The sequence below is a fragment of the Parasedimentitalea denitrificans genome, from assembly GCF_011813015.1.
GTDB classification, from domain to species: domain Bacteria; phylum Pseudomonadota; class Alphaproteobacteria; order Rhodobacterales; family Rhodobacteraceae; genus Parasedimentitalea; species Parasedimentitalea denitrificans.
Map to the genome: position 1 here is coordinate 192108 of NZ_QHLQ01000004.1, position 21321 is coordinate 213428.

Here is a 21321-nt window from a genome sequence, read left to right on the forward strand (position 1 = left end):
ACTGCGCCTGAGTTGGAGTTGGACACAGCTAGCCCAGCACAAGAGGTTGAACGGGTAGTTGAAAAACGCGGCGGTTTTGGCATGGCGCTGATTGGCGGTGTTGTTGCTGCCTCAATTGGCTTTATTGCGGGGCAAGGCCAGTGGCTGAATTCTGTTCTGCCTGCATCCATGCAATCAGCCCCTCCGGTTGATTTAACAGAGCTGGAACAGGGACAGGCCGAAATCGCTGCAGGCTTAGCTGCATTGCAGCCACAGGTTGAAGCAAACAAAACGCCAGATTTTTCTGCGGTCGAAACATATGTAGAGGCTGAGCTTCAGAAAATATCGTCCCAAATACCTCCTGTTTTAGAAAGTGTTGCGCTAATTGAACCGCAATTGAAAGCTCTTGAAGGTCGGCTGTTGGAGTTGGAAAAACGTCCAATCACCGATGCGGCTTCTCCAGCAGCGGTGGCGGCTTATGAAGCTGAATTGGCTAGTTTGCAAAGCAGCTTGGTTGCTCAGCGTGAAGAAGTACAAAAAATGGTGGCCGAGGCTCAGGCGCTGGATGCCGTCAGTGCCGAAGCGATGCGCATTGCCAGCGCTCAGACCATGTTGGCCCAATTGCGATCAAGTTTGGATGCCGGAACTGCATATAGTTCAGTGCTAAATGACCTTGAGGGCGTTGGCGTTACGATCCCGGAACAGTTGGCTGCCTCTGCCGATATGGGCGTCGCAACACTGACTTCTCTAACCAGTGACTTCGTGCCAGCGGCCCGTGCCGCGCTTGCTGCCGCGCGTGAGGAAACCGCTGGAAGTGGTAGTTTGTTGGCTTATGCCCAACGGCATTTGGGGGCTCGCTCTGTCACTCCGCGCGACGGGGATGATCCGGATGCAATACTATCCAGAGCCGAAGCTGCGATTGCCGCCGGCCAATTGGATGATGCCTTGGTCGAAATCCAAGCCCTGCCCGGATCCGCCCGATCTGTTCTGCTAGATTGGGAAACCGCCGCCAAAACACGCCAGGATGCTGTAGCCGCTGCCGATGCCCTGGCCCATAGCCTAAACGCCAATTAAGGGAGCTACCATGCTCTGGTCATTGTTAAAAATCCTCGTTTTTGTTGCTCTCATTGCGCTGTTTGCCTTTGGGGCCGGTCTTTTGATGGAAACCGCAGGCGGTGTACAAATCACCGTTGCGGGCACTGAATATACTCTAGGAGCGCTTCAATCTGTCATCGCCATGATAGTTTTGGTTGCTTTGGTTTGGCTGTTCCTGAAAGTGGTGTCTCTTCTTATTGCGACGTTGAAATTTCTCAATGGTGATGAGACTGCTCTGTCCCGCTACTTTGATAAGGGGCGCGAACGTAAAGGATATCAGGCGCTATCCGACGGCTTGATGGCTCTGGCCTCGGGCGAGGGTCGGTTGGCAATGGCCAAGGCTACGCGTGCGGCGAAACTGCTTCAGAAACCTGAATTGACCGACCTGTTAACTGCACAAGCTGCTGAAATGTCGGGGGATACCAAGAAGGCAGCTGAGGTCTACAAGCGGCTAGTTACCAATCAGTCCACTCGTTTCGTTGGGGTGCGCGGCATTATGAAACAGAAGCTCGCTGAGGGTGATACAGACACGGCCCGCAAATTGGCAGAGAAGGCGCTGGCATTGCGCCCGAAACACGAAGAAGTCCAAGATACCTTGTTGAAATTGCAGGCGCAGGCAGAAGATTGGGCTGGCGCACGCAGTACCTTGTCGACCAAACTTAAGACGGGAACCCTACCCCGTGACGTGTTCAAACGCAGGGATGCGGTGCTGGCATTGTCAGCCGCGGGCGCGATCGTCGAGGAAGGCGCGTCGCTTAAGCAGCAAGAGCAGGCGATTGAAGCTAATCGTTTATCACCTGATTTGGTTCCTGCTGCCGCCATGGCTGCAAAAGCCTATATCGCAAAAGGTAAAAAACGCAGTGCTGTTCAGATCTTGAAGAAAGCTTGGGGTGTTCAACCGCACCCTGACCTTGCTCATGCCTTTGCCAGTATCGAACCAGATGAAACCGCGCAGCAGCGGGTGGCACGTTTTGGCAAACTATCAAAACTACAGCCGCACCATATTGAAACCCGGCTGGTGATGGCTGAACTTCTGATCGTAGCCGAGGATTTCCCCGAAGCGCGCAGAATGTTGGGTGATTTGGCCGAGAGCGCCCAAGATGCCCGCGCTCTTACACTGATGGCTGCGATTGAACGCGGCGAAGGGTCGTCGGATGCGGTGGTTCAAGGCTGGTTAGCCCGTGCACTGAATGCGCCTCGTGGACCGCAATGGGTGTGTGGCAATTGCAACCACATTCATGCCGACTGGGCGCCAGTTTGTGAACATTGCTCTAGCTTTGACACTCTGTCGTGGGCAACTCCAGAGACGAGTGAAACTGCGATCACAACTGGCGCACGCATGTTGCCGTTAATCGTTGGGTCATTGCCAGAACCTGAGGTGATCAATGATGACATTGAAGACGCCGAAGTTGTGGTGCCAGAAGCTGAACTAGAAGGTTCTGCTGTCGGCGAGGCCGAAGTCAAATAGACCGCTTTCAACCCTAGCGGCGCGACTTTCTTTCTTGGCGCGCCGCTTCAGTTAATATTACTACTAAATATCTCTCATTTTCGACCAAATCTCGACTTGCTCTGCGACTTTCAAGCGTCTAAATGAGTGCCCAGAGTGCCCCTATAGCTCAGCTGGTAGAGCAACTGATTTGTAATCAGTAGGTCCGCGGTTCGAGTCCGTGTGGGGGCACCATTTTTTCCTTTAAAACCAGCCTCTTAGCTGCAAGCCTTCGCTGACTGTGAAGTCTCGTACCGTTGCCGGAAGCATGGCGGAAGCAGCAGAACCGATAGATTCACTGTTGCATCGCTGCACTACGCTACGTGGCCAAATCGACATTTGCAGTCGCTTGGCGCTGTTGACCCTGATTCTTGTCTGACTCATGTCTTGCCGTAGTTGAACTGTTGCCCAGCGGTCCAAACGACCCGTTTCAACGGTTGGGCAACGGTCAAAGCAGCAATGAAGGAATGCGATATGACAGTTCAAAAAGCAGGCGTTGCGGCGCTTCCATTTCTCCTCAACCCGGCAACAGTTGGTGTGGTTGCAATCGGCGCGTTGGGGTGGGGGTTATTCAAGCTTTTTGGAGATGAGGATGAAGAAGCCACCGAGGATGGAACTCCTATCAGCCAAGAACCGCAGAAATCTAAGGAACCCTTTATGGCCGATGCAGCAGGTGCCGTGAAGGAAGAGGTGCAAAAGGATACTGGGGCCGAGGCGTTCTCCGAAACCAGCACCGACGATGAAGGAAAAACGGATACCCAGGAAAGTGCTGATGAAGAAGAGCAACAGGAAATTGTTCGTCAGGCGATGTCAGCGCTTGGCAAACGCAGCGCTGCTGCCCGTGCTAGGCGCAAAGCGGCTGCTTCAGAAGGTTTGGTGATTGGTGGCGAATGACAGCTTCCAGCCACAGCAGACATTTCTTCTTGCATTGGGCTGCGATACAACGCCATCTGGACCAAACGATAGCCCAACGGGCCAATCTTGGTGGAAAATATTGAAATGCCGACCTATCAAGAAGTTCAATCTGTGACCAAGAAACGATTTGGTTTTACGCCAAAATCATGCTGGATTGCCCATTTGAAATCGGAGCATAGTCTGACGCGGGGAGCCGCACCAAACCGGCAATCGCTAGATTCGAGGAAACATCCCTGTCCTGATCACAGAAGAGATGACTTAACTACTGTCCTGATCGACATGGGAGTTCTGCCGCGCGGTACTTAGGGTTCGGTCGCCAGCCCAAAGCAAGCATGACTTTCCGGCAGCCATTGCCTACTTCAGAGGTTTGCTGTGCCGCACCCCTAAAGGCTGTTCACTAGCTAAGGCTAGTCGTGTTAGGATTGCGTCAACTTTAGGAGGCAACCTTGACGAATTACGAAATCGCCATTTCCAATTGTAACAGCATTGATCAAGCCCACATTCAGATCACCAAAGGCATATTGAATATCAAGTACGGTCCGAATGGATTAGGTAAGAGTACGGTTGCCAAGGCTATATCCGCTCACGTCAACGACGACGGGACACTAGCTGACCTCCTTCCTTTCAAACTTCGCAAGGTAAAGACTGACAAGGTACCGTTGGTTGCTGGAACAGGTGACCTGCAATCTGCATTGATCTTTGATGAAGGCTACGTGAACCAGTTTGCATTTCAGCAAGATGAGGTCGTGAAGAACAGCTTCGAAATCTTCATCAAAACACCAGAGTACGATGCCGCTATGGACCAGATTGCGGTATCATTTGAGGGCATAAGGAAAGCCTTTAGCAGCAGCGAAGAGATCGAGCAAACGACCAAGGACCTGAAGGACCTTCGGGACGCCTTTGGCAAGGCGAACAAAGATGGTTCGATCTCAAGGACCAGCAAGGTGATCAAAGCCTTCGGAGATGGAAACAAGATTGATAACGTCCCAGACCAGCTGCTGCCATTTGAAACCTTCATCAAGGGTGACAATCCATCAAAGTGGGTCGGCTGGCAGATCAAGGGGAACGAGTTCCTCAAGGACGGTGATGTTTGCCCCTACTGCGCATCGGTTTTGCCTGAGCAGGACCAAAAAGACACGGCACTTGCAGTCTCTAAACAATACAATGCATCCGCGGTTGATCACCTCAATACCCTGAAGGCTGTTATCGAGCGGCTGGGAAAATACTTCAGCTCGTCATGCAAGGAAAATCTGGACAAAGTAGTGAATGCAAAGCTGGAGTTGACCCCTGCGGAAAAGAGTTTCTTGGGCAGCCTCCGTACTGCAATCAGTGCTTTGATTGAGCAACTTGATGGCTTACGGACAATCTCGTTCTTTGCGCTGCGTGATGTCGATCAGATCGATGCAAGACTGCAAGGGCTGAAGATTAATTTGGGTATGATCGACAAGCTTGACTCACCAGAAACGCGGAAAGTCATCGACCCAATCAACGCCCAATTAGAAGAATTACTCAAGAAAGTGACGCCGCTGAAAGCGCAGGTCGGCCAACACAAAACTCGGATCAGAAAAACAATTCAAGAAAATCAGAAAAGCATCAATGGCTTCCTGAAGTCCGCAGGTTATCGTTATGCAGTTTCGATTGTTGCTGAACCCGACTCATACAAGATGAAACTGATTCATGACGATCTAGATGAGCATATCGAGATGGCGTCAAAGCACTTGAGCTACGGCGAACGCAATGCCTTCGCACTTGTTCTGTTCATGCACGAGGTAAACAGCAAGAAACCGGATCTAGTGGTTCTAGACGATCCGATCTCCTCATTTGATAAGAACAAAAAATTTGCCATTCTACATGAGTTGTTCCGAGGCAAAGGAAGCCTTCAGCATACCACAACCCTTATGCTGACCCACGACATTGAACCCGCCATTGATGTTGTCAAGAGCACCGCGGGACTGTTTGCAAGTGCAAAGCCTGAAGCATCCTTCCTATCAACGAAGGAGGGTGTGATCTCAGAGGTTGCGATTACAAAAGATGACATCCAAACGTTTGCTCAGATTTGCAGTGAAATCGTTGCAAGTGATGCGGACACTCTGATCAAGGCGGTGTATCTGCGACGACATTATGAGATTTTGGACAATATGGGTATGGCATATAATCTTCTTGCAAGCCTGCTACACAAACGTGCGCAACCCACCGTCAAATCGGTTGCTGAAACTCGCACCATGACGGTGGAAGAGAAGGCTGCGGCTGAGAATGAGATTAAAGCCAAAATCCCAGCCTTTGACTACGATGCGCTGGTTGGTGAGATGCAAAATGAGGCCAGCCTGATCGCCAAGTATCAGTCCACGGAAGTTGGCTATGAAAAGATTCAGTTGTTCCGCCTGATAAACGGTCAGCATGACGATGATGTGATCAAGAAGTTTATTAACGAAGCGTACCACATCGAGAACGAGCATATCATGCAGCTTGATCCCAGACGCTTTGACAGTGTCCCAGAGTATGTCGTCAAGGAATGCAATAGGCTGCTACCCGCATGAGTTCCGAGTATTTGAAGGAAGAACATCCGTTCGTAACCTGCGAAATCACAGCAAGTGACGATGGGGTCCAGTTCATTGGCATATTGACATATCGGGGCTTTGAAAACGGAAGGCTGAGTGGTCCCAGCTTGGAAGCTGTGCGGGGCCAATTCCAAATGCTTCGAGAGCTACTGGATCATCAGGGAGGTATGCTTCGACGCGGAACGATCATGTTGGGTTACCACAATGATCTCTTAAAGGGCGACGTACTGCTCCTTGATGGAGAGGTTATCGGGTACTGGGAGATGGAAGAGGACGATGACACCAGTCACTTCACACCCGAAGGACATAAAGAGAGAGCGATAAGCGCACCATCCTCATGGTTGTTGCAAGATTCGATTGCGGACTGGTTAGGTGCTTACAGTGACAACAATTGAGTACTGCCAACCGAGTTTAAACATCTCCCTCGACATCCCCCGAGGCAGTATCTCGACACAATAATAAATAAAAGCATTGGCCCTTTCGCCAAACTTTGCCAAGTCCGCTTTTTGCGCATTGCTGACTTTGGAAAGATATGCAGCGATGGTTGGCGCAGCTCAACAAGCTAAAGCCAACCTTCGCTGTGATATGTACTTTGCGGATCGGTACTAGGCGATAAAGCGATACCGCCCTTTGGCCTCATCCAGCTTCTTGGCCGCCTTCTCTGGGTCATCCTCTACGACGGTTGCCAGCCGCGATCCAACTTGTTCCATGTAGTCGACCAACTCGATCTCGTTCACCCCCTCTAGCGCTGCGAGGGTGGTGGCGTTGCCGGCCACCTGCGCCAGTATCAGGCGGATGTGTTCGTTTCGGTGAACCTCTCTGATGCCTGTTGGATCAACAAAGCTGCGCATCTCCAAGAGGTCATCGTCTGTTGTGACGGCTACCAAGTCCCAAATCTCGTGATTGGGCCAGCGGGCGCGGTTGCCGTCGTCTGAGGGTTCGCAGTAACGGACCTTTTCAAAGGCCTCTGCAACGATGTCGCCAAACATAGCGTCTAGTTGTGCCCATGTACGGACCTGCCAGCGGTCTTTCAGGAGGTCTTTGCCTGCACGTATCTCGATACGCCAGATGCGGCTTGTGGCGGCATCTGAGGCGTCCAGTGGCGGCAGGCCGTCCCGCTCAAGGTTTGCGTTCCAGATGTCCCACCAGATCGGTTTTTTCTTGTCGATCACTTCGCGGCGCTTGTCATAGACGATGACCTGTCGCCCCGGCATTTTGCCTACGGTGACAGAGGTAAAGTGACCCGATTTGCCATTGCTGCGACGGTCGTCGTCTTGCGTGAGGTAATCCCCACGATTGCTATGGCTGTGGATCACGAAATTTTCCGGATTTAGTTCGAAATCAGGGGCAAGAACGTCCACGCAGAAATCGACGCGGGCAATGCTGACCTGATGATTTTCGAAGCGCACCCCAAGCCGCTCAAGCGTCTTGTCGATATAGGCGCGGGCATGTCCTAGGCCTTGGGTTGCCAGTAGGGTTGAGCCTACGGATATGCGAATGCCCCAAGGGTCGCGTGCGTTGGGCTTTTTAAAGAACCATGTGACGTCTAGCGGCCCGCCTTTGAGAATGAAGCGATACCCGTTGCCACCGTGGGGCAAGAGGTCAAATTCTGCGCCGCCATAGCTAAACGGGGAAGGGGCGCGGTTTTCTTCGGCGGTCTCGCGTTCCACGTCCAGGGCGTCAAAAAGGTCTTGTGAGATATTGGCTTGGATCGAAAGGGTGATCGTGTCGAAGCCCTGATGAACGATGTGCATTTGAGGTGGTCCTTGTGTCGTCTGTATTTCTAGAGGGGGGTGCTACAATCACCCCCCTCTTTCGGCGGATGCCGCATTGCGTTGTGAATTTTGGAAAGCTTCTGGGTGCTGCCCGCCGTAATTAGTGCCTCCGGCGGGGCAGCTTGTGTTTTGGGGCCGGGCTGGTGCCCGACTCGGTTGTTATTGCTGGGTGCTAAGCTGTCGGCTGATCCAGATTTCAGCCCGTTCCGCGCATTTGGCGACGTTGAGTAGGTCGGAGTGGAAATAACCGGATGTGTTTTTCCAATCGCCTTCACCGGTCTTGTAAGACCGGGTAATGTCGACTGAGTAAGACCCGTCATTTTTCCAGATGGTTGCTGTTGTCAGGCCCAGCTTGATTTTATGGGCGGGAAGATTGGACATAGTATGTCTCCTAGATTGATCGTTAGGTTGATTTTGAATGTGGGAAAGGCGCGGAATGCCATTTGATCCCGCGCCTTCGTGAAGCCATCCGGCCCCAAAATCCCGCGCGGCGCTGCCAACCCCAACGCGGGCAAAACTGTTTTGATTAGCTCGGTGCCTGCGACGTGTTGGCGACGCGCTTTGCGCCGATCCAGTCTTGCAGATCGCGGCGCGTGTAACGCACAGACCGGCCAGAGACTTTGATGAACATCGGCCCACCACCGCGCACACGCCAGTTCTGCAAGGCGCGCACGGAATAGCATAGGTAGCTGGCCGCTTCATTCTCGTCGATCAGGCGGTCGTAGTAGTCAGGATCAGATTTTTTCTGCATATTTTTCTCGCGGCATCTCATTTGTGATGTCTATGAGAATGCGGCGTGGTCGATGCAGGTTCAAAGGACGTTTGGGGTCAAAACTTGACCGGTATGTCCTTTGAGAGCGTTCGTGTGATGCGTTTGCCAAGCGCGCCTTCGCTGAAATAGCTATTTGGGACGCATTCATTCAAGAATTCTTTGACAAATACAAAGAACCGACCGGCATAATTATTTTGGGAACCGTCATAGTAGCAGAGTGATTTGGCAGGACGGCTATTGTACTTGTCAAAAATAGCCGCCAGAAAAATGATCGTACTATCCAAACTTGAACCGAGTTGTTGCTCCGGTGCGGTCGGAGCTTGGTCCAACTCCTCAAGCCTTTTCTCTGTCCAGTTTTGAATTTCTTTTACATGGCTCTGAAGCGCCTCCATTTGGATAGTTTTAAGTTCTGGCTCTTCCTCTAAAAAATCTTCTTCAGGGTTCAGGCGAAACAATTCTTCGTACTCTGGCTCTTCCAGTTTGTCTTGAAGTGCAAATTGAAAACTTTCATGCAATTTATCCAAGGCATTAGAGAATTTCCCCGAAGCGCTGCGGAGGGCCTCAATTTGACGACGCGTTTCTTTTTTCCCTGGTAGCACGTCGTTCTCGCGCCCCGTCTCCGCATAAATCACAACGTAACTGAGATATTTGCGCAACTCTTCTTTGGCAGGCTTGATCTCACAGTGTTGCGCAAAGCGCTCTACTACGGTGTCAGTGACACGCGCATGCCATTGTGCTGCGAGTGACCCATCTACAAAGGGGTTTTCACGATCCGATGTTTGCATTCGTGATGCTCTTAGTTTGGTAAATTTGAAGAATGCATAGAAGATAAGTCTGCGTCGATTTTAAAGTGTTATAGTATAACGGCGTGTGCTTGGGTTCGTAGTTTAACTAGCATCCAGTGTTTGGAAACGCATTGCCGTATTTGGGTTTGCACGCAGCGATACGGTACGTAGAAAGAAAAGCCTGTTAACCTATCGATACGTTACGTAGGAGACCGAGACTAATTACCTACGTAGTTAGCCCGTATTGTTACCTAAGTATCTACCTAATTAACAACACGCAACGCGGGGCCATTCTGCCTGTCCCTGTTACATACCGCGCGGGCAAGACGAGCCGCCACCGAACCCGCCGCCTTCTGCACGGCCTCGTCCGCGAGGTGCGCGTAACGTAGGGTGGTGCTAAGATTTTTATGCCCCATGATCTCCTTGAGCATGAACGGGTCGATCCCATTCATAACCGCGACTGAGGCGTAGGTATGCCGCAGGTCATGCAGTCGGACATCTTCGAGGCCAGCGCGCTTGCGGATGCGTCGCCACGGCTTTTCGAGGTCGGTCAGGTGTCCATCTTCGGTGTTTCCCAAAATCACGTAGGGGTTTCCTTGAATGCGTGGCAGCCCCATTAAGATGTCGTAGGCTTCGCGGGGCAGGGGAATGCGCCGCCGTCCGGTTTTACTGTCTGGCAGTTCGAGGTGGGTGTATGTGACATAGTCCCATTTGAGTGTTGTGATTTCGCTCATTCGGCATCCGGTCAACATCAGGAGCATAATTGCGGACACGATGTGAACCGTTTCCGAGCCGTTCTCTAGAGACTGCATGAGAACGCCGCCTAGGCGGGTCTGTTCTTCGTCCCGGAGGTAGCGTTTCTTTTCCTCTTCACGGTTCTTTTTTACCCGTCGTGCCGGGTTTGTGCCTTCGGTCCGTAAACCCCAATCTTCCGCCGTGTTGAACATTTTGGATATCAGGCCCAGAACGCGATTTGCTTGGTAGGGGGTTTTCTCGCTGATCTTGAGATGCAGAGCTGCAACATCGGCACGGGTGACATCGTTGATAAGCATCGGCCCGAACGCGGGAACCACGAAGCGCCGTGCGTTGCTGGCGTAGTCCCGAACGGTTGAAGGCTTGCAATGACGCTCTGCGTAATCCGTTAGGAACTGTTCACATAGCATCGCAACGGTTGGGACCTGCCTGCGGGCTTGACGGTTGCCTGAGGGGTCTTCGCCTTTAGCAACGTCTCCAAGAAGTCGCTTGGCCTCTTGGCGAGCTTCGTCAGCCGTTAGTACGCCGTGGGAACCGATGGTGTAGCGCCGTGTCCGTTTCCCGTTCCGGTATTGGATCAGGTAGTTCTTTCTGCCTGAAGGGTAGACACGCAATCCAAACCCACCAACGTCGCTGTCCCAGACCAAGTAATCTTTTTCTTTGAGTTCCAACGCTTCAACGGCTCGTTTGGTCAGTTTCATTTTGCGCCCCCTTGTCGATGCAACGTTTGGTTTCCGGTGTCACTGCCGGAAGCAATACGGAAGCAACAGACAGCAGAACTTGGCGCTATTGATGAAGCTCAGGCGTAGTCAAAATCAATCTAAATCATTGATAGTATGTTGCTTTTGTTCGGTGGGCGTAATTTGGAGAAATACAGAGAGATGGCCCAAACGCGGTTTGTAATCAGTAGGTCCGCGGTTCAAGTCCGTGTGGGGGCACCATTTATCCGACTTATTGGCCTACAGGGGAAGTTCAAACAGCTTCCCGAAACCGCGTTGTGGCTCGGTAATGTCGGCCAGTCGCAACATGTGCCAGGACAATGCTTGATTGCTGGTAATCACCGGAGTACCGGTTTTTTGCTCCACCTCGTTGATTACACCAAGGCATCTCAAGTTGGTGCAGGCCGCAACGACGGCATCGCAGTCGGAATTTTTGGTGACTTGGTCAATGGCGGCAGAAATTGAAGTTGGAGTTATCCGAGCAACCACCCGGTCGTCAGATTCCTCAAAAGATCCAAAAGCTACGATTTCGAATCCAGCCCCCTCCAGTTTGTTGCGCATCCGCAATGAAACGTCGGGTATATAAGGTGTGATGAACCCTAACCGTTTAGCCCCAAGGGCATTTGCCGCCGCGATGATGGCAGTCAGCGGGTCGGTAACCTTGGCCTGTGGAAAGATTGAGTTGATGGCGCGGGCAACACCTGCCTGCCCGATTACAGTCGCCGCCGAAGTGCATCCATAACCGATGACATCGAAATCAAGTGAAGATGGGAGCAAACGGGCCGAAGCCGGAAGGTCTCGTTCCATTTGCTGAAGAGTGTCAGCCCGGATCTCGGTCACCATGGGGATTCGACTGTGGTACAGTGCGACTCCGTCTAGGGCTGTCATCTGGGCAAACTCGGGTTCCAGTGTTTCGTCTGTCGACAAAACGATAGTGCCAAGAGTCGCCCGGGTACCGATGCCCTTGTCGGTTTCAAAGTCCAGCTTCATGTTTTACCCTTTAGATAACTGGCAGTTCTTGCGCTGCACGGGTGGTTAGCAATTCAGCGCCGGCCGACCGGACAACGATATTTTCCTCATGTACCATGATGCGCCCGTCACCATAGCTTAGTGACGGTTCCAAGGTCAGGACCATGTTTTCTTGGATGATCGTATCATCAAAAGCCGCGTGAGAGGGCCACTCCGTCAGCTGCATACCCAGACCATGGCCCAATCGGCCGACATCTCCGCCAGAGCTGTCCATCTCTGCTATCACTGACTGCATGGTATGAAACAACTCGCGGCAGGTGGTTCCGGGCTGGGCGGCGGCAATGCCTGCCTCGGTCGCGCGCCACAACACATCATATGCACGACGGGATAAATCATCGGCTCGCGTGATGGCAAAGTTGCGATCGAAGTCGCAAAAGTAACCGTCCCAAGTGGCTCCGGTATCTAGCATTAGAATGTCGCCAGCTTGCAAGGGCTTTGCGCTGGGCGGTGAAATTACATCGTGGTAACCGCCTTGGTCAGCTCCGCCGACCAAATAGGGCACATCATCTGCTCCTGCGTCCAAAGCAGCCTGGCGGAAAGAGCGGAAAACCTCGTCCAGTGGTTTGCCTGCGTAGGCGAATTCGGGAACTCGGCCAAAAGTGCTCGAGCCAATCGCACATATATAAGAGAGCTTTTCGATTTCCCGAGGGGATTTCACCATTCGAAGAGAGCGAACCAATCCAGTGGCGTCTTCGGTTCGCAGGCCTGGAAGGTTTGCAATCAGCCGCTCGAAGTCGCCAAGCGGCATGCGCAAACCGGTTTCGTGACCTTTTAGCATGCCAATTGTGGCACTTTGATTGGCTAGCGGCGACAGTAATTCGGTGAGTAGGGAAATACCGTCGTCACTTGGATTCGGTGCATTCCATGTGCGGATGTCATCAATCCAGGTTTGCCTCATCAGCTTGGCGCCGATTTCTGGAATGATGGCGATGGGTTTCCCCTTGGCTGGAACAAACAGAAACCAAGGCCGGGTCGGGCTTTGCCAGAACAAGGTGTGGAAACCCGTAAAGTAGCGGACTTCGGCCTCTGACATCAGCAACAAACCAGATAGTCCCGCCTTGTCCATCGCGGTTTGCGCCTTGGCGGTTCGAGCTTCAAATTCCACTGATGGGAAACCCTTGGGTGGTGCCTTAGCCATCATCGTTCTCTGCCATGATCTGGTTGAAGATTTCAGGATCAGTGATGCCTTCAGAACCGATCAGTAATACACGAGACTGCGCGTTCAAACCCAGCGCTTGCGACAGTTCGGGGTTCTGACGTGCGGCAATCAATGCAGCCAGACCGGCAACCGCGCTTTCGCCAGCTTCAACTACTGGGTCATTACCTTGCGGGCGGGCCAATAGGCGCACGGTTGGGGCGACGATTGAATCGGGGATGGTGAGAAAGTCGCTGGCTTCCTGCTCTAGGATCTCCCACGCCATTTGCGATGGCTCACCGCAGGACAGGCCGGCCATTATTGTTTCTTCGGCGATAGCCACAGTTGTTGCGCGGCCAGCTTTAGCACTTTCATACAGGCAGTCGGCTAGGTCAGGCTCAACTATCACAACACGGGGCGCGCCATCTTTCCAATACTGTCGCAACCCAGCCGCAACCGAGGCAGCCAATCCACCAACGCCGCCTTGCAGGAAAATATGGGTTGGGGCCTGATCCATGGATTCACATGTTTCACGGGTCATCACACCATACCCTGCCATCACATCACGGGGAGGTTCTGAATAGCCAGGCCATGAGGTATCTGAGACGACAAACCAGCCGTTTTGCTCTGCCTCATCACGGGCAAGGGCAACAGAGGCGTCATAGTCGCCGTCGATCCGGATCACTTTTGCGCCCAAGTCACGCATCGCCTGTGCCCGGCCTTCGCTGACCTCGGCATGAATATAAATTCGGCAAGGGGCTCCAAACCGCTGGCATCCCCAGGCTAATGATCGACCGTGATTGCCATCGGTTGCAGAGACCAGAGTGATTTGGGAACAGATCTCGGCGTGTTCGCCACTGCGGATAGAAGAGAGGCTAGCCCCCTGCCCTATCTGGCGCGATACTTCTCGTTGCAAAACCCGCAACGCTGCATACGCCGCACCAAGCGCCTTGAAGCTGCCCAGACCAAACCGAGGTCCTTCGTGTTTGTATAAAATTTGAGAAATGGAAAGCGTGCTGGCCAAAGAGCCTAGATCGACAAGCGGTGTCGCGGCGTATCCATCCCATGCCGTGATCTCTGCCCAAGCGTTTGCGAAATCCTGTTCAGTCAGAACTTGGTTGGCGGCAGCGCTCGCAGTTCGTGATCCTTTGATATGTCGAATTTCAGCCTTGGCAAACAGGTCCATCATTTAGTCCTTATAATAGAGGGAAGGCAGCATCCTGACAGATCCACTTCCTAGTTGAGTTTACCTTACCAGCCCAGCCTGACTATCGGAGTTGTAGATGTGGGGCAGGGTGACGAATTTAGTTGCAGAGCAGACCAAACTCGATGAATTTCAGACAATGGATGACAACGATCTACAAATACTCCGTTTGGTTCAGGGTAATGCCCGATTGACCGCTGAGACCATTAGCCAGGATGTTGGGCTGTCGCCAGCCGCAGTACAAAAACGTCTAAAAAAGCTGCGTGAGACGGGAGTAATTGAAAAGGAGATTGCGGTGTTGTCGCCGGCCAAACTGGGCCGCGAGATGACCATTCTTGTAGAGGTGATACTAGAGCGGGAAAACCGGGCTCATTTGGACAGTTTTAAACGCAAGATGTGTAACGCGCCTTGTGTGCAGCAATGCTATTATACCACCGGGGAGGCGGACTTTATGTTGATCTTGGTAGTGAGTGATATTCAAGAGTACGAGGCATTCACCCAGTCGCATTTCTTTGACGAATCCAACATCAGCCGTTTCAAGACGTCTATTGTGATGGATCGGGTTAAGACATCACTAGACGTTCTGTGACTCTCGTTGACACTTTTCTAGTCAGAACGGTTAGCTGGTATGATTCGAGGTAGGGTAGGGGAAAATAAAACCCTATGGAGTGAGTGCTTGTTCTCTTCATCGCGGCGGTATCGAATAGTTTAGAGTTTCGCGACTTGCTGGAGATCGCCAGAATCTCAGGTCGAAATTGGGTCTATGAGCCGATTTGGGGCCCGTTTCCTAGCATAACTGCCGACAACTTTATCTGTTAAGCTATGTTTAATGCGCGCACTGCTATCCCGGTAATGGGTGAAAAAAAGGTGGTGGATTATGAGCGCGCAAAACGGTTTAGCGCCCATTATCATCAAGAAGAAAAAAGTCATTAGTGGCGGTGGCCACCATGGCGGTGCATGGAAAGTGGCTTATGCTGACTTTGTGACTGCGATGATGGCCTTCTTCATGTTGATGTGGCTATTAAGTGCAACGACGGAAAAACAGCGAAGAGGTCTTGCGGACTACTTTTCGCCGACGATTCCAATCAGTCGGATATCTGGTGGTGGCAATGGCGCCTTTAATGGCGACAGCATGTTCTCTGAGGATATCAAGACGCAAGTTGGTAGTGGCGCAACAGACGTCAATCCATTGGATGCAAACCAGTCTCGTGGTGAAACCGGGTTGGAGCAGACCAACAAAGAGCTAGCTGAAAATGAAGAGTTCAAAACCATCGAGGAAGCGCTGCAAGGGCGTGGCGGCGAGAGCATGGTCAGCGTTGAGATGGCCCGACACATTGTAACGCGTGTCACCGATGAAGGGCTCATCATTGAGATGTTCGCCACTGAGGATGCACCGTTGTTTGAAGAGGGCAAAGAAACGCCTACAGCTTTGTTGCGGGACCTGATGCGGATGGTTGCACGGGTGACCTCGGTGGTCAGTAATGACGTCGCAATTAGCGGTCATATCCGGTCGCACCCTGTGGTCCTGGCGAATAATCCAGTGTGGGAATTGTCAAGCTCCCGGGCTGACACAACACGGAGACTTCTCGAATCGGGTGGCATGAGACCGTCGCGGATTCACCGGGTAACGGGGCATGCCGATCGCGAACTGTCAGTGCAAAATCCGATGGCAGAGCGAAATAACCGGATCGAAATCGTCCTTTTACGCCAATAAAACAAAGGATCGGCGGCTGATAGATAGATCGAATTTTATCTGTTAGCCGCCCGTTAATGGCAGGTGCGGTATCTGTAGCGTCGAGAATGTTTTGATGCAGCAGAAAGGCGTATCTAATGACTTTATCTTCCTCGCTGAATGCCGGCGTAGCTGGACTTTCCGCGAATGCCAGCCGACTGGCTTCAATTTCCGACAACATCGCAAACTCGTCTACCGCTGGATACAAGCGGGTGCAGACTGATTTCCATTCGATGGTTTCATCAACTGGCGGGACATATTCTGCTGGCGGTGTTCGGGCAACGACCTCACGTTTGATTGATGAACGTGGGACACTGGTTTCTACTACCAATTCGACTGATCTTGCGGTGCGCGGACGTGGCATGCTGCCAGTGGCCTCTATGAATGAGCTTGGCAACGGCGATCCAGTCATGAAGCTGACTACTACAGCGTCGTTTAAAACCAATGCTGATGGGCTTTTGACAACTGAAACCGGTTTGGTCCTGCTAGGCTGGGCCGCGAATGCGGATGGCTCCATTCCCGCACATTCGCGTGGTAGCTCAACTGGCCTGGAGCCAGTACAGTTTGACGTGACACGCATGTCGGGCGAACCAACAACCGCTGTTAACATGGGTGTGAACCTTCCAGCCTCGTCAACCATTGCTGGTTCGACGACTGGTGCAGAAAGTTTGCCGATTGAGTACTATGATAACCTTGGTAATTCAGAGAATATCACAGTTGATTTTACGCCAACAGTTCCTGCAACCGGTTCATCCAATGAATGGACCATGGTTCTACGGGATTCCGCATCTGGTGGTGCTATCGTTGGTGAATACGTCATGACATTTACCGACAGCCGTACCGCGGGCGGCGCCTTGGCTACAGTCTCTACTACAACTGGTGGTGCTTATGATGCGACAACCGGTTCTGTAATCGTCAACGTCGCTGGTGGTCCGATCGAAGTCAGCATTGGCGAAATTGGCAGCAGCGAAGGTGTTACGCAACTTGCCAACCAGTTCAATATGGCTGGTGTCACCAAAGATGGGTCACCTGTTGGCACATTCACCGGTGTAGAGGTTGATCCTGATGGGATGGTTCGCGCCAGCTATGACAACGGCGCATCCCGCGTTGTATATCAGATTCCTCTGGTCGACATGGCAAACCCCAACGGCATGATCTCCTTGGATTCACAAACATATCTGCCGTCAAATGACAGTGGTGCATACTACTTGTGGGATGCGGGTGACGGTCCAACCGGTGATGTCATGGGATATTCCCGAGAGGAATCCAAGACCGATGTGGCCACTGAATTGACCAATATGATCCAGACTCAGCGGGCTTATTCGTCAAGTGCCAAGATTATCCAAACCGTGGATGAGATGTTGCAGGAAACAACCAACATCAAGCGTTAATAGCGCCGCCGTCTAACGATCTGGTTTCATAATAAAGGCTAATCATGTCTATTACTTCCGCCTTCAATTCCGCCATGACCGGTTTGACTGCTGCAGGCCGTGCGTCGTCAGTCGTTTCGGAAAACTTGGCAAATGCAATGACACCAGGCTACGCGAAACGCAGTCTGACACTTACCAGCAGTGCGTCTACGATTGGCGTTAAGGTCGTTGGCATAGATCGAAACATAGATCCGGCGATCCAATCAGGTCGCCGGACCACTGAGGCTGAACTCGGAAATGCTCAGGTGCAGTCCGATTTCTACGCTAAGCTGACTAGGCTGGTGGGTTCTGCGTCCGATCCGTTCTCGATTACCTCTCGGCTAACAAACTTTGACAGTAGCTTGATTGAATCGATCTCCCGTCCGGACTCCGGTCCACGGCTCAACGATTTGGCACTGCAGGCAGAGGCGCTTGCTGAGTCTATTTCTGACGCGGCTGAGGGATTGCGAAACGCACGAACAGCTTCTGAAGGGGCGATCGATACCCAGGTGGATATCGTCAATCAGGGATTGCAGGAAGTCCATAAACTGAATGCTCGCATTATGATCTCTCAGGCTGGCGGTATGAATACGGCAGCGCTGCAAGATCAGCGAGCGCAGGCGATTGATGCGATAAACGAGATTATCCCAGTCACTATGATCCAGCGTGACAATGGCCAAGTTGCATTGTTTTCCGAAGGTGGTGCTATCCTGTTGGATGGCCTCCCGGCTGAATTGAGCTTTGACAGTGTGCCTGATACGATGCCCCACATGACACAAGCCAATGGGTTATTGTCAGGGTTGGAAATCAACGGAATTCCGGTCGATACTGGCCCCGGTGGAGCCATCAAGGGGGGTACTCTGGCTGCTCACTTTGAAGTTCGTGACACTATTTCTGTCGAAGCTCAGGAAGACCTGGATGCGATGGCGAGCGATCTGATCCTGCGGTTTCAAGACACCTCCTTGGATACTACCTTGGGTGCCACTGATCCGGGTTTGTTCACTGACGATGGCAACTTCTTTGATGTTTTGAATACTGCTGGAATTTCTAACAGATTGACGCTGAACGATAAGGTTTCAATGGATGGCCAAGGAGAGACATGGCGACTTCGGGATGGTTTGAATGCCGCAGGCCTTGGTAACGCCGGTGATGCAAGCATGTTGCAGGGGTATGCAGATGCCTTGGGATCGTTGCGCACCGTATCATCCACTGGCTTAGGCACTGCAACTGTTAATGCGGCCACCCTAAGTGCGAACTTGCTTTCGCATTTCAGCCAAACAGGTCACGCGGCAGATCAGGCGCTCAGCTTTGCATCGGCCAGTTACTCGGCGATGAGCCAGTTGGAATTGGCGCAGGCCGTGGACTCTGATGAAGAACTACAAAACCTCATGTTGATCGAACAGGCCTATGCCGCCAATGCCAAAGTGCTGACGGTTGTCGATGAACTCATGGATACCCTACTGAGGATATAATAAATGAATATCACGTCTTTTGGAGATATGGCGCACGGTGTATTCCTGCGCAGCCGTACCGCTGAACTGAAAGAAAGCCTGGCGACACTGACAGAAGAGTTGAGTACTGGTCAAACCTCTGATTTGACTAAGAAGCTCGGGGGTGACTTTACGTATCTGCTGGATATCGACCGCAGCCTGGCGCGATTTGAATCTTATGAGGTTGCCACCACAGAATCGGCATTCTTTGCGTCGTCGGCGCAAAACTTGATTGCAGGCATTGATGATAACGCAAGTTCTCTCAGCAATGACATTCTGGCGACGACAGGAAGCATCAACGCGAACAACACCAACTTGTTGTCCACCCAGTCTCGTCTTTATCTTGAAGAGTCAATTCGATCGCTGAATGGGCAAGTGGCCGGTCGCAGCCTGTTTGCTGGAACCGCGACTAGCAGCGTTCCGCTAGCGGATGTTGATACAATGATGACGGCACTTGTGACAGAGGTCGCAATCCATACAACTGCCGCAGACATTATCACTGAAGTAAAGGCCTGGTTTGCCGATCCAACAGGGTTTGATGCGGTTATGTATCAAGGCTCTACAACATCGATGGGCTCGGTCAATATCGGACCCAATGAGCAGGTCAATATTGCTCTTCGGGCTGACGACGAGAACTTTAAGCAAGCCATGCAGAGCTTTGCCATCGGAGCATTGGCAACAGAAGCTGGTTTGACTCTTTCGGCAGAAGTTAAGTCTGACTTGGTGTCCGGGACAGGCAATGAATTGCTGGAAACGCGCAATCGAATGATCTCTGTGCAGGCGAACCTTGGCTTTACCGAGGCACGGATCGAGGAAGCTGCCGTACGAAATGCAGCTGCTGCCACAAGCCTTGGCCTGACAAGAAACGAATTGGCACAGGCTGATCCGTTTGAAACAGCAACCCGGTTGGAAGAAACACAGTTCCAATTGGAAAGCCTGTACACAGTGACCGCCCGCTCTTCCCAACTTTCCTTACTGAAGTTCATGTAATGATGATGACATATCTACGTATTCTACTCGCTTGCCTGATGCTTCCTACGATGCTGCAGGCATCTGCAATCCGAATGAAGGATCTTGTGGAGTTTGACGGCGTTCGCGGCAATGACCTGGTTGGTTATGGCCTTGTGGTTGGATTGAATGGAACTGGTGATGGGCTGCGTAACTCGCCCTTTACCGAAGAGATCATGTCCAACATTCTGGAACGGTTGGGTGTCAACGTATCGGGTGAACAGTTCCGACCGAAAAACGTCGCTGCGGTGTTTGTAACCGCCAGCTTGCCGCCGTTTGCCCGGGTTGGCACACAAATCGATGTGACAGTGTCTGCAATTGGCGATTCCAAAAGCTTGCTTGGCGGAACCCTGATCATGACGCCGTTGAATGCTGCTGATGGGCAAATCTACGCCGTAGCGCAGGGCACTATTTTGGCAGGCGGCGCTGTCGCCGAAGGGGAAGGGGCCTCGGTAACCCAGGGTGTGCCGACTTCGGGTGGTATTCCTGCTGGCGCTCGTGTTGAGCGTGAAATCGAGTTTGACCTAACTTCTCTGACCACAATGCGCCTCGCTCTGCGGGAGCCTGATTTCACAACAGCAGGTCGGATTGAGCAGGCCATAAATCGAGAATTTAACTCAAATGTAGCTCTGATGCGTGATTCCGGAACTGTCGAAATTGACGTGACCCGGACCAACGCCCGTTCAACTGCTCACGCTATTGGCCGGATTGAGAACATTCTGGTCGAGCCTGAGAGGAAGGCGCGCGTCGTTGTTGATCAACGCTCCGGGACGATTGTTATGGGCAGTGATGTTCGTATCTCACGGGTGGCTGTGGCACAGGGAAATCTGACGCTTCGAATCGAAGAGGCTCCGATGGTGGTGCAACCTAATCCATTTACTGACGGTGAAACAGTAGTGGTACCGCGTACTGGGGTAGCCATCGACGAAGAAGATGGAATCCAACTGGCAGAAGTACCAGAGACGACTTCGTTATCTGAGGTCGTGGCGGGTTTGAATGCTCTGGGTGTCTCACCGCGTGATATGATTGATATTCTCAAAAGCCTAAAGGCAGCAGGCGCGCTGCATGCTGAGTTTGTTGTACGCTGACACAGAGCACACAGCACAATTGAAAACCCGGCCTTCACCTCGAAGGCCGGGTTTTTTGTTGCGGTGATTAGAAAGGCCGTCGCAGTGCAGACCTAGTATGGAGTGTGATAATCTGGGCCGCAGTCAAACGTGGATGAGTTGTACGAAGCGCGATCAAAGCCGTTCAAGCTGGGTTCCAGTAGCGAGCGGGCAGGTATTAGGCACGGAGCCAGGCACACAAAAGACATTTAATGCAAGGGCAGGGGGGCGTACTATAGATCAGACTTGCTTGATCTGAGCAGAGCCATAACTTTCCACGTCCACGTCCACGTCCACGTCCACGTCCACGTCCACGTCCACGTCCACGTCCACGTCCACGTCCACGTCCACGTCCACGTCCACGTCCACGT

The 21321-nt window shown here is 52.2% G+C and carries 18 protein-coding genes and 1 tRNA gene; 11 read left to right on the forward strand and 8 right to left on the reverse strand.

Features of this window, described 5'->3' with window-relative positions; all coding sequences use genetic code 11:
• The 5 genes from DL239_RS06760 to DL239_RS06780 form a co-directional block, all read left to right on the forward strand.
• On the forward strand, positions 1-1053 hold a 1053-nt coding region (locus DL239_RS06760; RefSeq protein ID WP_167683241.1), incomplete at its 5' end, for a COG4223 family protein.
• A 10-nt stretch (positions 1054-1063) separates the two neighbouring features.
• Positions 1064-2542 (forward strand): heme biosynthesis protein HemY, encoded by a 1479-nt coding sequence (locus DL239_RS06765; protein ID WP_167683242.1) that lies wholly within the window; start codon positions 1064-1066, stop codon positions 2540-2542.
• Between the two features lie 137 nt (positions 2543-2679).
• Positions 2680-2755, forward strand: a tRNA-Thr gene (locus tag DL239_RS06770).
• Between the two features lie 279 nt (positions 2756-3034).
• Positions 3035-3454, forward strand: a complete 420-nt coding sequence (locus DL239_RS06775; RefSeq protein WP_167683243.1) for a hypothetical protein — start codon at positions 3035-3037, stop codon at positions 3452-3454.
• Positions 3455-3921: 467 nt separating this feature from the next.
• Complete coding sequence (locus tag DL239_RS06780; RefSeq protein ID WP_167683244.1) at positions 3922-6012, forward strand: AAA family ATPase; 2091 nt, start codon at positions 3922-3924, stop codon at positions 6010-6012.
• Positions 6013-6638: 626 nt separating this feature from the next.
• Here DL239_RS06780 and DL239_RS06785 read toward each other — a convergent pair.
• The 8 genes from DL239_RS06785 to DL239_RS06820 all read right to left on the reverse strand — a co-directional run bounded on the left by DL239_RS06785 (position 6639) and on the right by DL239_RS06820 (position 14187).
• Positions 6639-7787, reverse strand: coding sequence for a hypothetical protein (locus DL239_RS06785; protein ID WP_167683245.1), 1149 nt, complete (start codon positions 7785-7787; stop codon positions 6639-6641).
• 180 nt (positions 7788-7967) lie between these two features.
• Entirely contained in the window at positions 7968-8189 is a 222-nt protein-coding gene (locus DL239_RS06790; protein ID WP_167683246.1) for a propionyl-CoA synthetase, read from the reverse strand.
• 145 nt (positions 8190-8334) lie between these two features.
• Positions 8335-8559 (reverse strand): helix-turn-helix transcriptional regulator, encoded by a 225-nt coding sequence (locus DL239_RS06795; protein ID WP_206188370.1) that lies wholly within the window; start codon positions 8557-8559, stop codon positions 8335-8337.
• A gap of 77 nt (positions 8560-8636) precedes the next feature.
• On the reverse strand, positions 8637-9365 hold the full coding sequence (locus DL239_RS06800; protein WP_167683247.1) for a hypothetical protein: 729 nt from the start codon (positions 9363-9365) through the stop codon (positions 8637-8639).
• 263 nt (positions 9366-9628) lie between these two features.
• A complete protein-coding gene (locus DL239_RS06805) occupies positions 9629-10819 on the reverse strand; it encodes a site-specific integrase (protein WP_167683248.1) in 1191 nt (396 codons plus the stop codon).
• Positions 10820-11077: 258 nt separating this feature from the next.
• On the reverse strand, positions 11078-11827 hold the full coding sequence (locus DL239_RS06810; RefSeq protein ID WP_167683250.1) for a maleate cis-trans isomerase family protein: 750 nt from the start codon (positions 11825-11827) through the stop codon (positions 11078-11080).
• A gap of 10 nt (positions 11828-11837) precedes the next feature.
• Positions 11838-13004 carry a M24 family metallopeptidase gene (locus tag DL239_RS06815; protein WP_167683251.1) on the reverse strand — a complete coding sequence of 389 codons (1167 nt, stop codon included), beginning with the start codon at positions 13002-13004 and terminating at the stop codon, positions 11838-11840.
• Entirely contained in the window at positions 12997-14187 is a 1191-nt protein-coding gene (locus tag DL239_RS06820) for a diaminopropionate ammonia-lyase (RefSeq protein ID WP_240931770.1), read from the reverse strand. The genes DL239_RS06815 and DL239_RS06820 overlap by 8 nt, the downstream gene beginning before the upstream one ends.
• A gap of 157 nt (positions 14188-14344) precedes the next feature.
• Between DL239_RS06820 and DL239_RS06825 the strand changes: the two genes are divergently transcribed.
• From DL239_RS06825 to DL239_RS06850, 6 genes are all read left to right on the forward strand, one after another.
• A complete protein-coding gene (locus tag DL239_RS06825; protein ID WP_167683254.1) occupies positions 14345-14794 on the forward strand; it encodes an Lrp/AsnC family transcriptional regulator in 450 nt (149 codons plus the stop codon).
• Positions 14795-15082: 288 nt separating this feature from the next.
• Positions 15083-15919, forward strand: coding sequence for a flagellar motor protein MotB (locus tag DL239_RS06830; protein ID WP_167683255.1), 837 nt, complete (start codon positions 15083-15085; stop codon positions 15917-15919).
• 116 nt (positions 15920-16035) lie between these two features.
• Entirely contained in the window at positions 16036-17328 is a 1293-nt protein-coding gene (locus tag DL239_RS06835; RefSeq protein WP_167683256.1) for a flagellar hook protein FlgE, read from the forward strand.
• Positions 17329-17372: 44 nt separating this feature from the next.
• Positions 17373-18818 (forward strand): flagellar hook-associated protein FlgK, encoded by a 1446-nt coding sequence (gene flgK, locus DL239_RS06840; RefSeq protein ID WP_167683257.1) that lies wholly within the window; start codon positions 17373-17375, stop codon positions 18816-18818.
• A 3-nt stretch (positions 18819-18821) separates the two neighbouring features.
• On the forward strand, positions 18822-19826 hold the full coding sequence (locus DL239_RS06845) for a flagellin (RefSeq protein WP_167683258.1): 1005 nt from the start codon (positions 18822-18824) through the stop codon (positions 19824-19826).
• A 2-nt stretch (positions 19827-19828) separates the two neighbouring features.
• A complete protein-coding gene (locus DL239_RS06850) occupies positions 19829-20932 on the forward strand; it encodes a flagellar basal body P-ring protein FlgI (RefSeq protein WP_167683268.1) in 1104 nt (367 codons plus the stop codon).
• Positions 20933-21321 lie beyond the last annotated feature (389 nt).

Excerpts from the sequence above, each read along its gene's own strand:
- DL239_RS06790 (WP_167683246.1), bottom strand. The coding sequence starts at position 8,189 with ATGTCCAATCTTCCCGCCCATAAAATCAAGCTGGGCCTGACAACAGCA.
- DL239_RS06835 (WP_167683256.1), top strand. The coding sequence starts at position 16,036 with ATGACTTTATCTTCCTCGCTGAATGCCGGCGTAGCTGGACTTTCCGCG.
- DL239_RS06815 (WP_167683251.1), bottom strand. The coding sequence starts at position 13,004 with ATGGCTAAGGCACCACCCAAGGGTTTCCCATCAGTGGAATTTGAAGCT.
- DL239_RS06805 (WP_167683248.1), bottom strand. The coding sequence starts at position 10,819 with ATGAAACTGACCAAACGAGCCGTTGAAGCGTTGGAACTCAAAGAAAAA.
- DL239_RS06830 (WP_167683255.1), top strand. The coding sequence starts at position 15,083 with ATGAGCGCGCAAAACGGTTTAGCGCCCATTATCATCAAGAAGAAAAAA.
- DL239_RS06820 (WP_240931770.1), bottom strand. The coding sequence starts at position 14,187 with ATGGACCTGTTTGCCAAGGCTGAAATTCGACATATCAAAGGATCACGA.
- DL239_RS06765 (WP_167683242.1), top strand. The coding sequence starts at position 1,064 with ATGCTCTGGTCATTGTTAAAAATCCTCGTTTTTGTTGCTCTCATTGCG.
- DL239_RS06795 (WP_206188370.1), bottom strand. The coding sequence starts at position 8,559 with ATGCAGAAAAAATCTGATCCTGACTACTACGACCGCCTGATCGACGAG.
- DL239_RS06785 (WP_167683245.1), bottom strand. The coding sequence starts at position 7,787 with ATGCACATCGTTCATCAGGGCTTCGACACGATCACCCTTTCGATCCAA.
- flgK (WP_167683257.1), top strand. The coding sequence starts at position 17,373 with ATGTCTATTACTTCCGCCTTCAATTCCGCCATGACCGGTTTGACTGCT.
- DL239_RS06775 (WP_167683243.1), top strand. The coding sequence starts at position 3,035 with ATGACAGTTCAAAAAGCAGGCGTTGCGGCGCTTCCATTTCTCCTCAAC.
- DL239_RS06810 (WP_167683250.1), bottom strand. The coding sequence starts at position 11,827 with ATGAAGCTGGACTTTGAAACCGACAAGGGCATCGGTACCCGGGCGACT.
- DL239_RS06800 (WP_167683247.1), bottom strand. The coding sequence starts at position 9,365 with ATGCAAACATCGGATCGTGAAAACCCCTTTGTAGATGGGTCACTCGCA.
- DL239_RS06850 (WP_167683268.1), top strand. The coding sequence starts at position 19,829 with ATGATGACATATCTACGTATTCTACTCGCTTGCCTGATGCTTCCTACG.
- DL239_RS06845 (WP_167683258.1), top strand. The coding sequence starts at position 18,822 with ATGAATATCACGTCTTTTGGAGATATGGCGCACGGTGTATTCCTGCGC.
- DL239_RS06825 (WP_167683254.1), top strand. The coding sequence starts at position 14,345 with ATGGATGACAACGATCTACAAATACTCCGTTTGGTTCAGGGTAATGCC.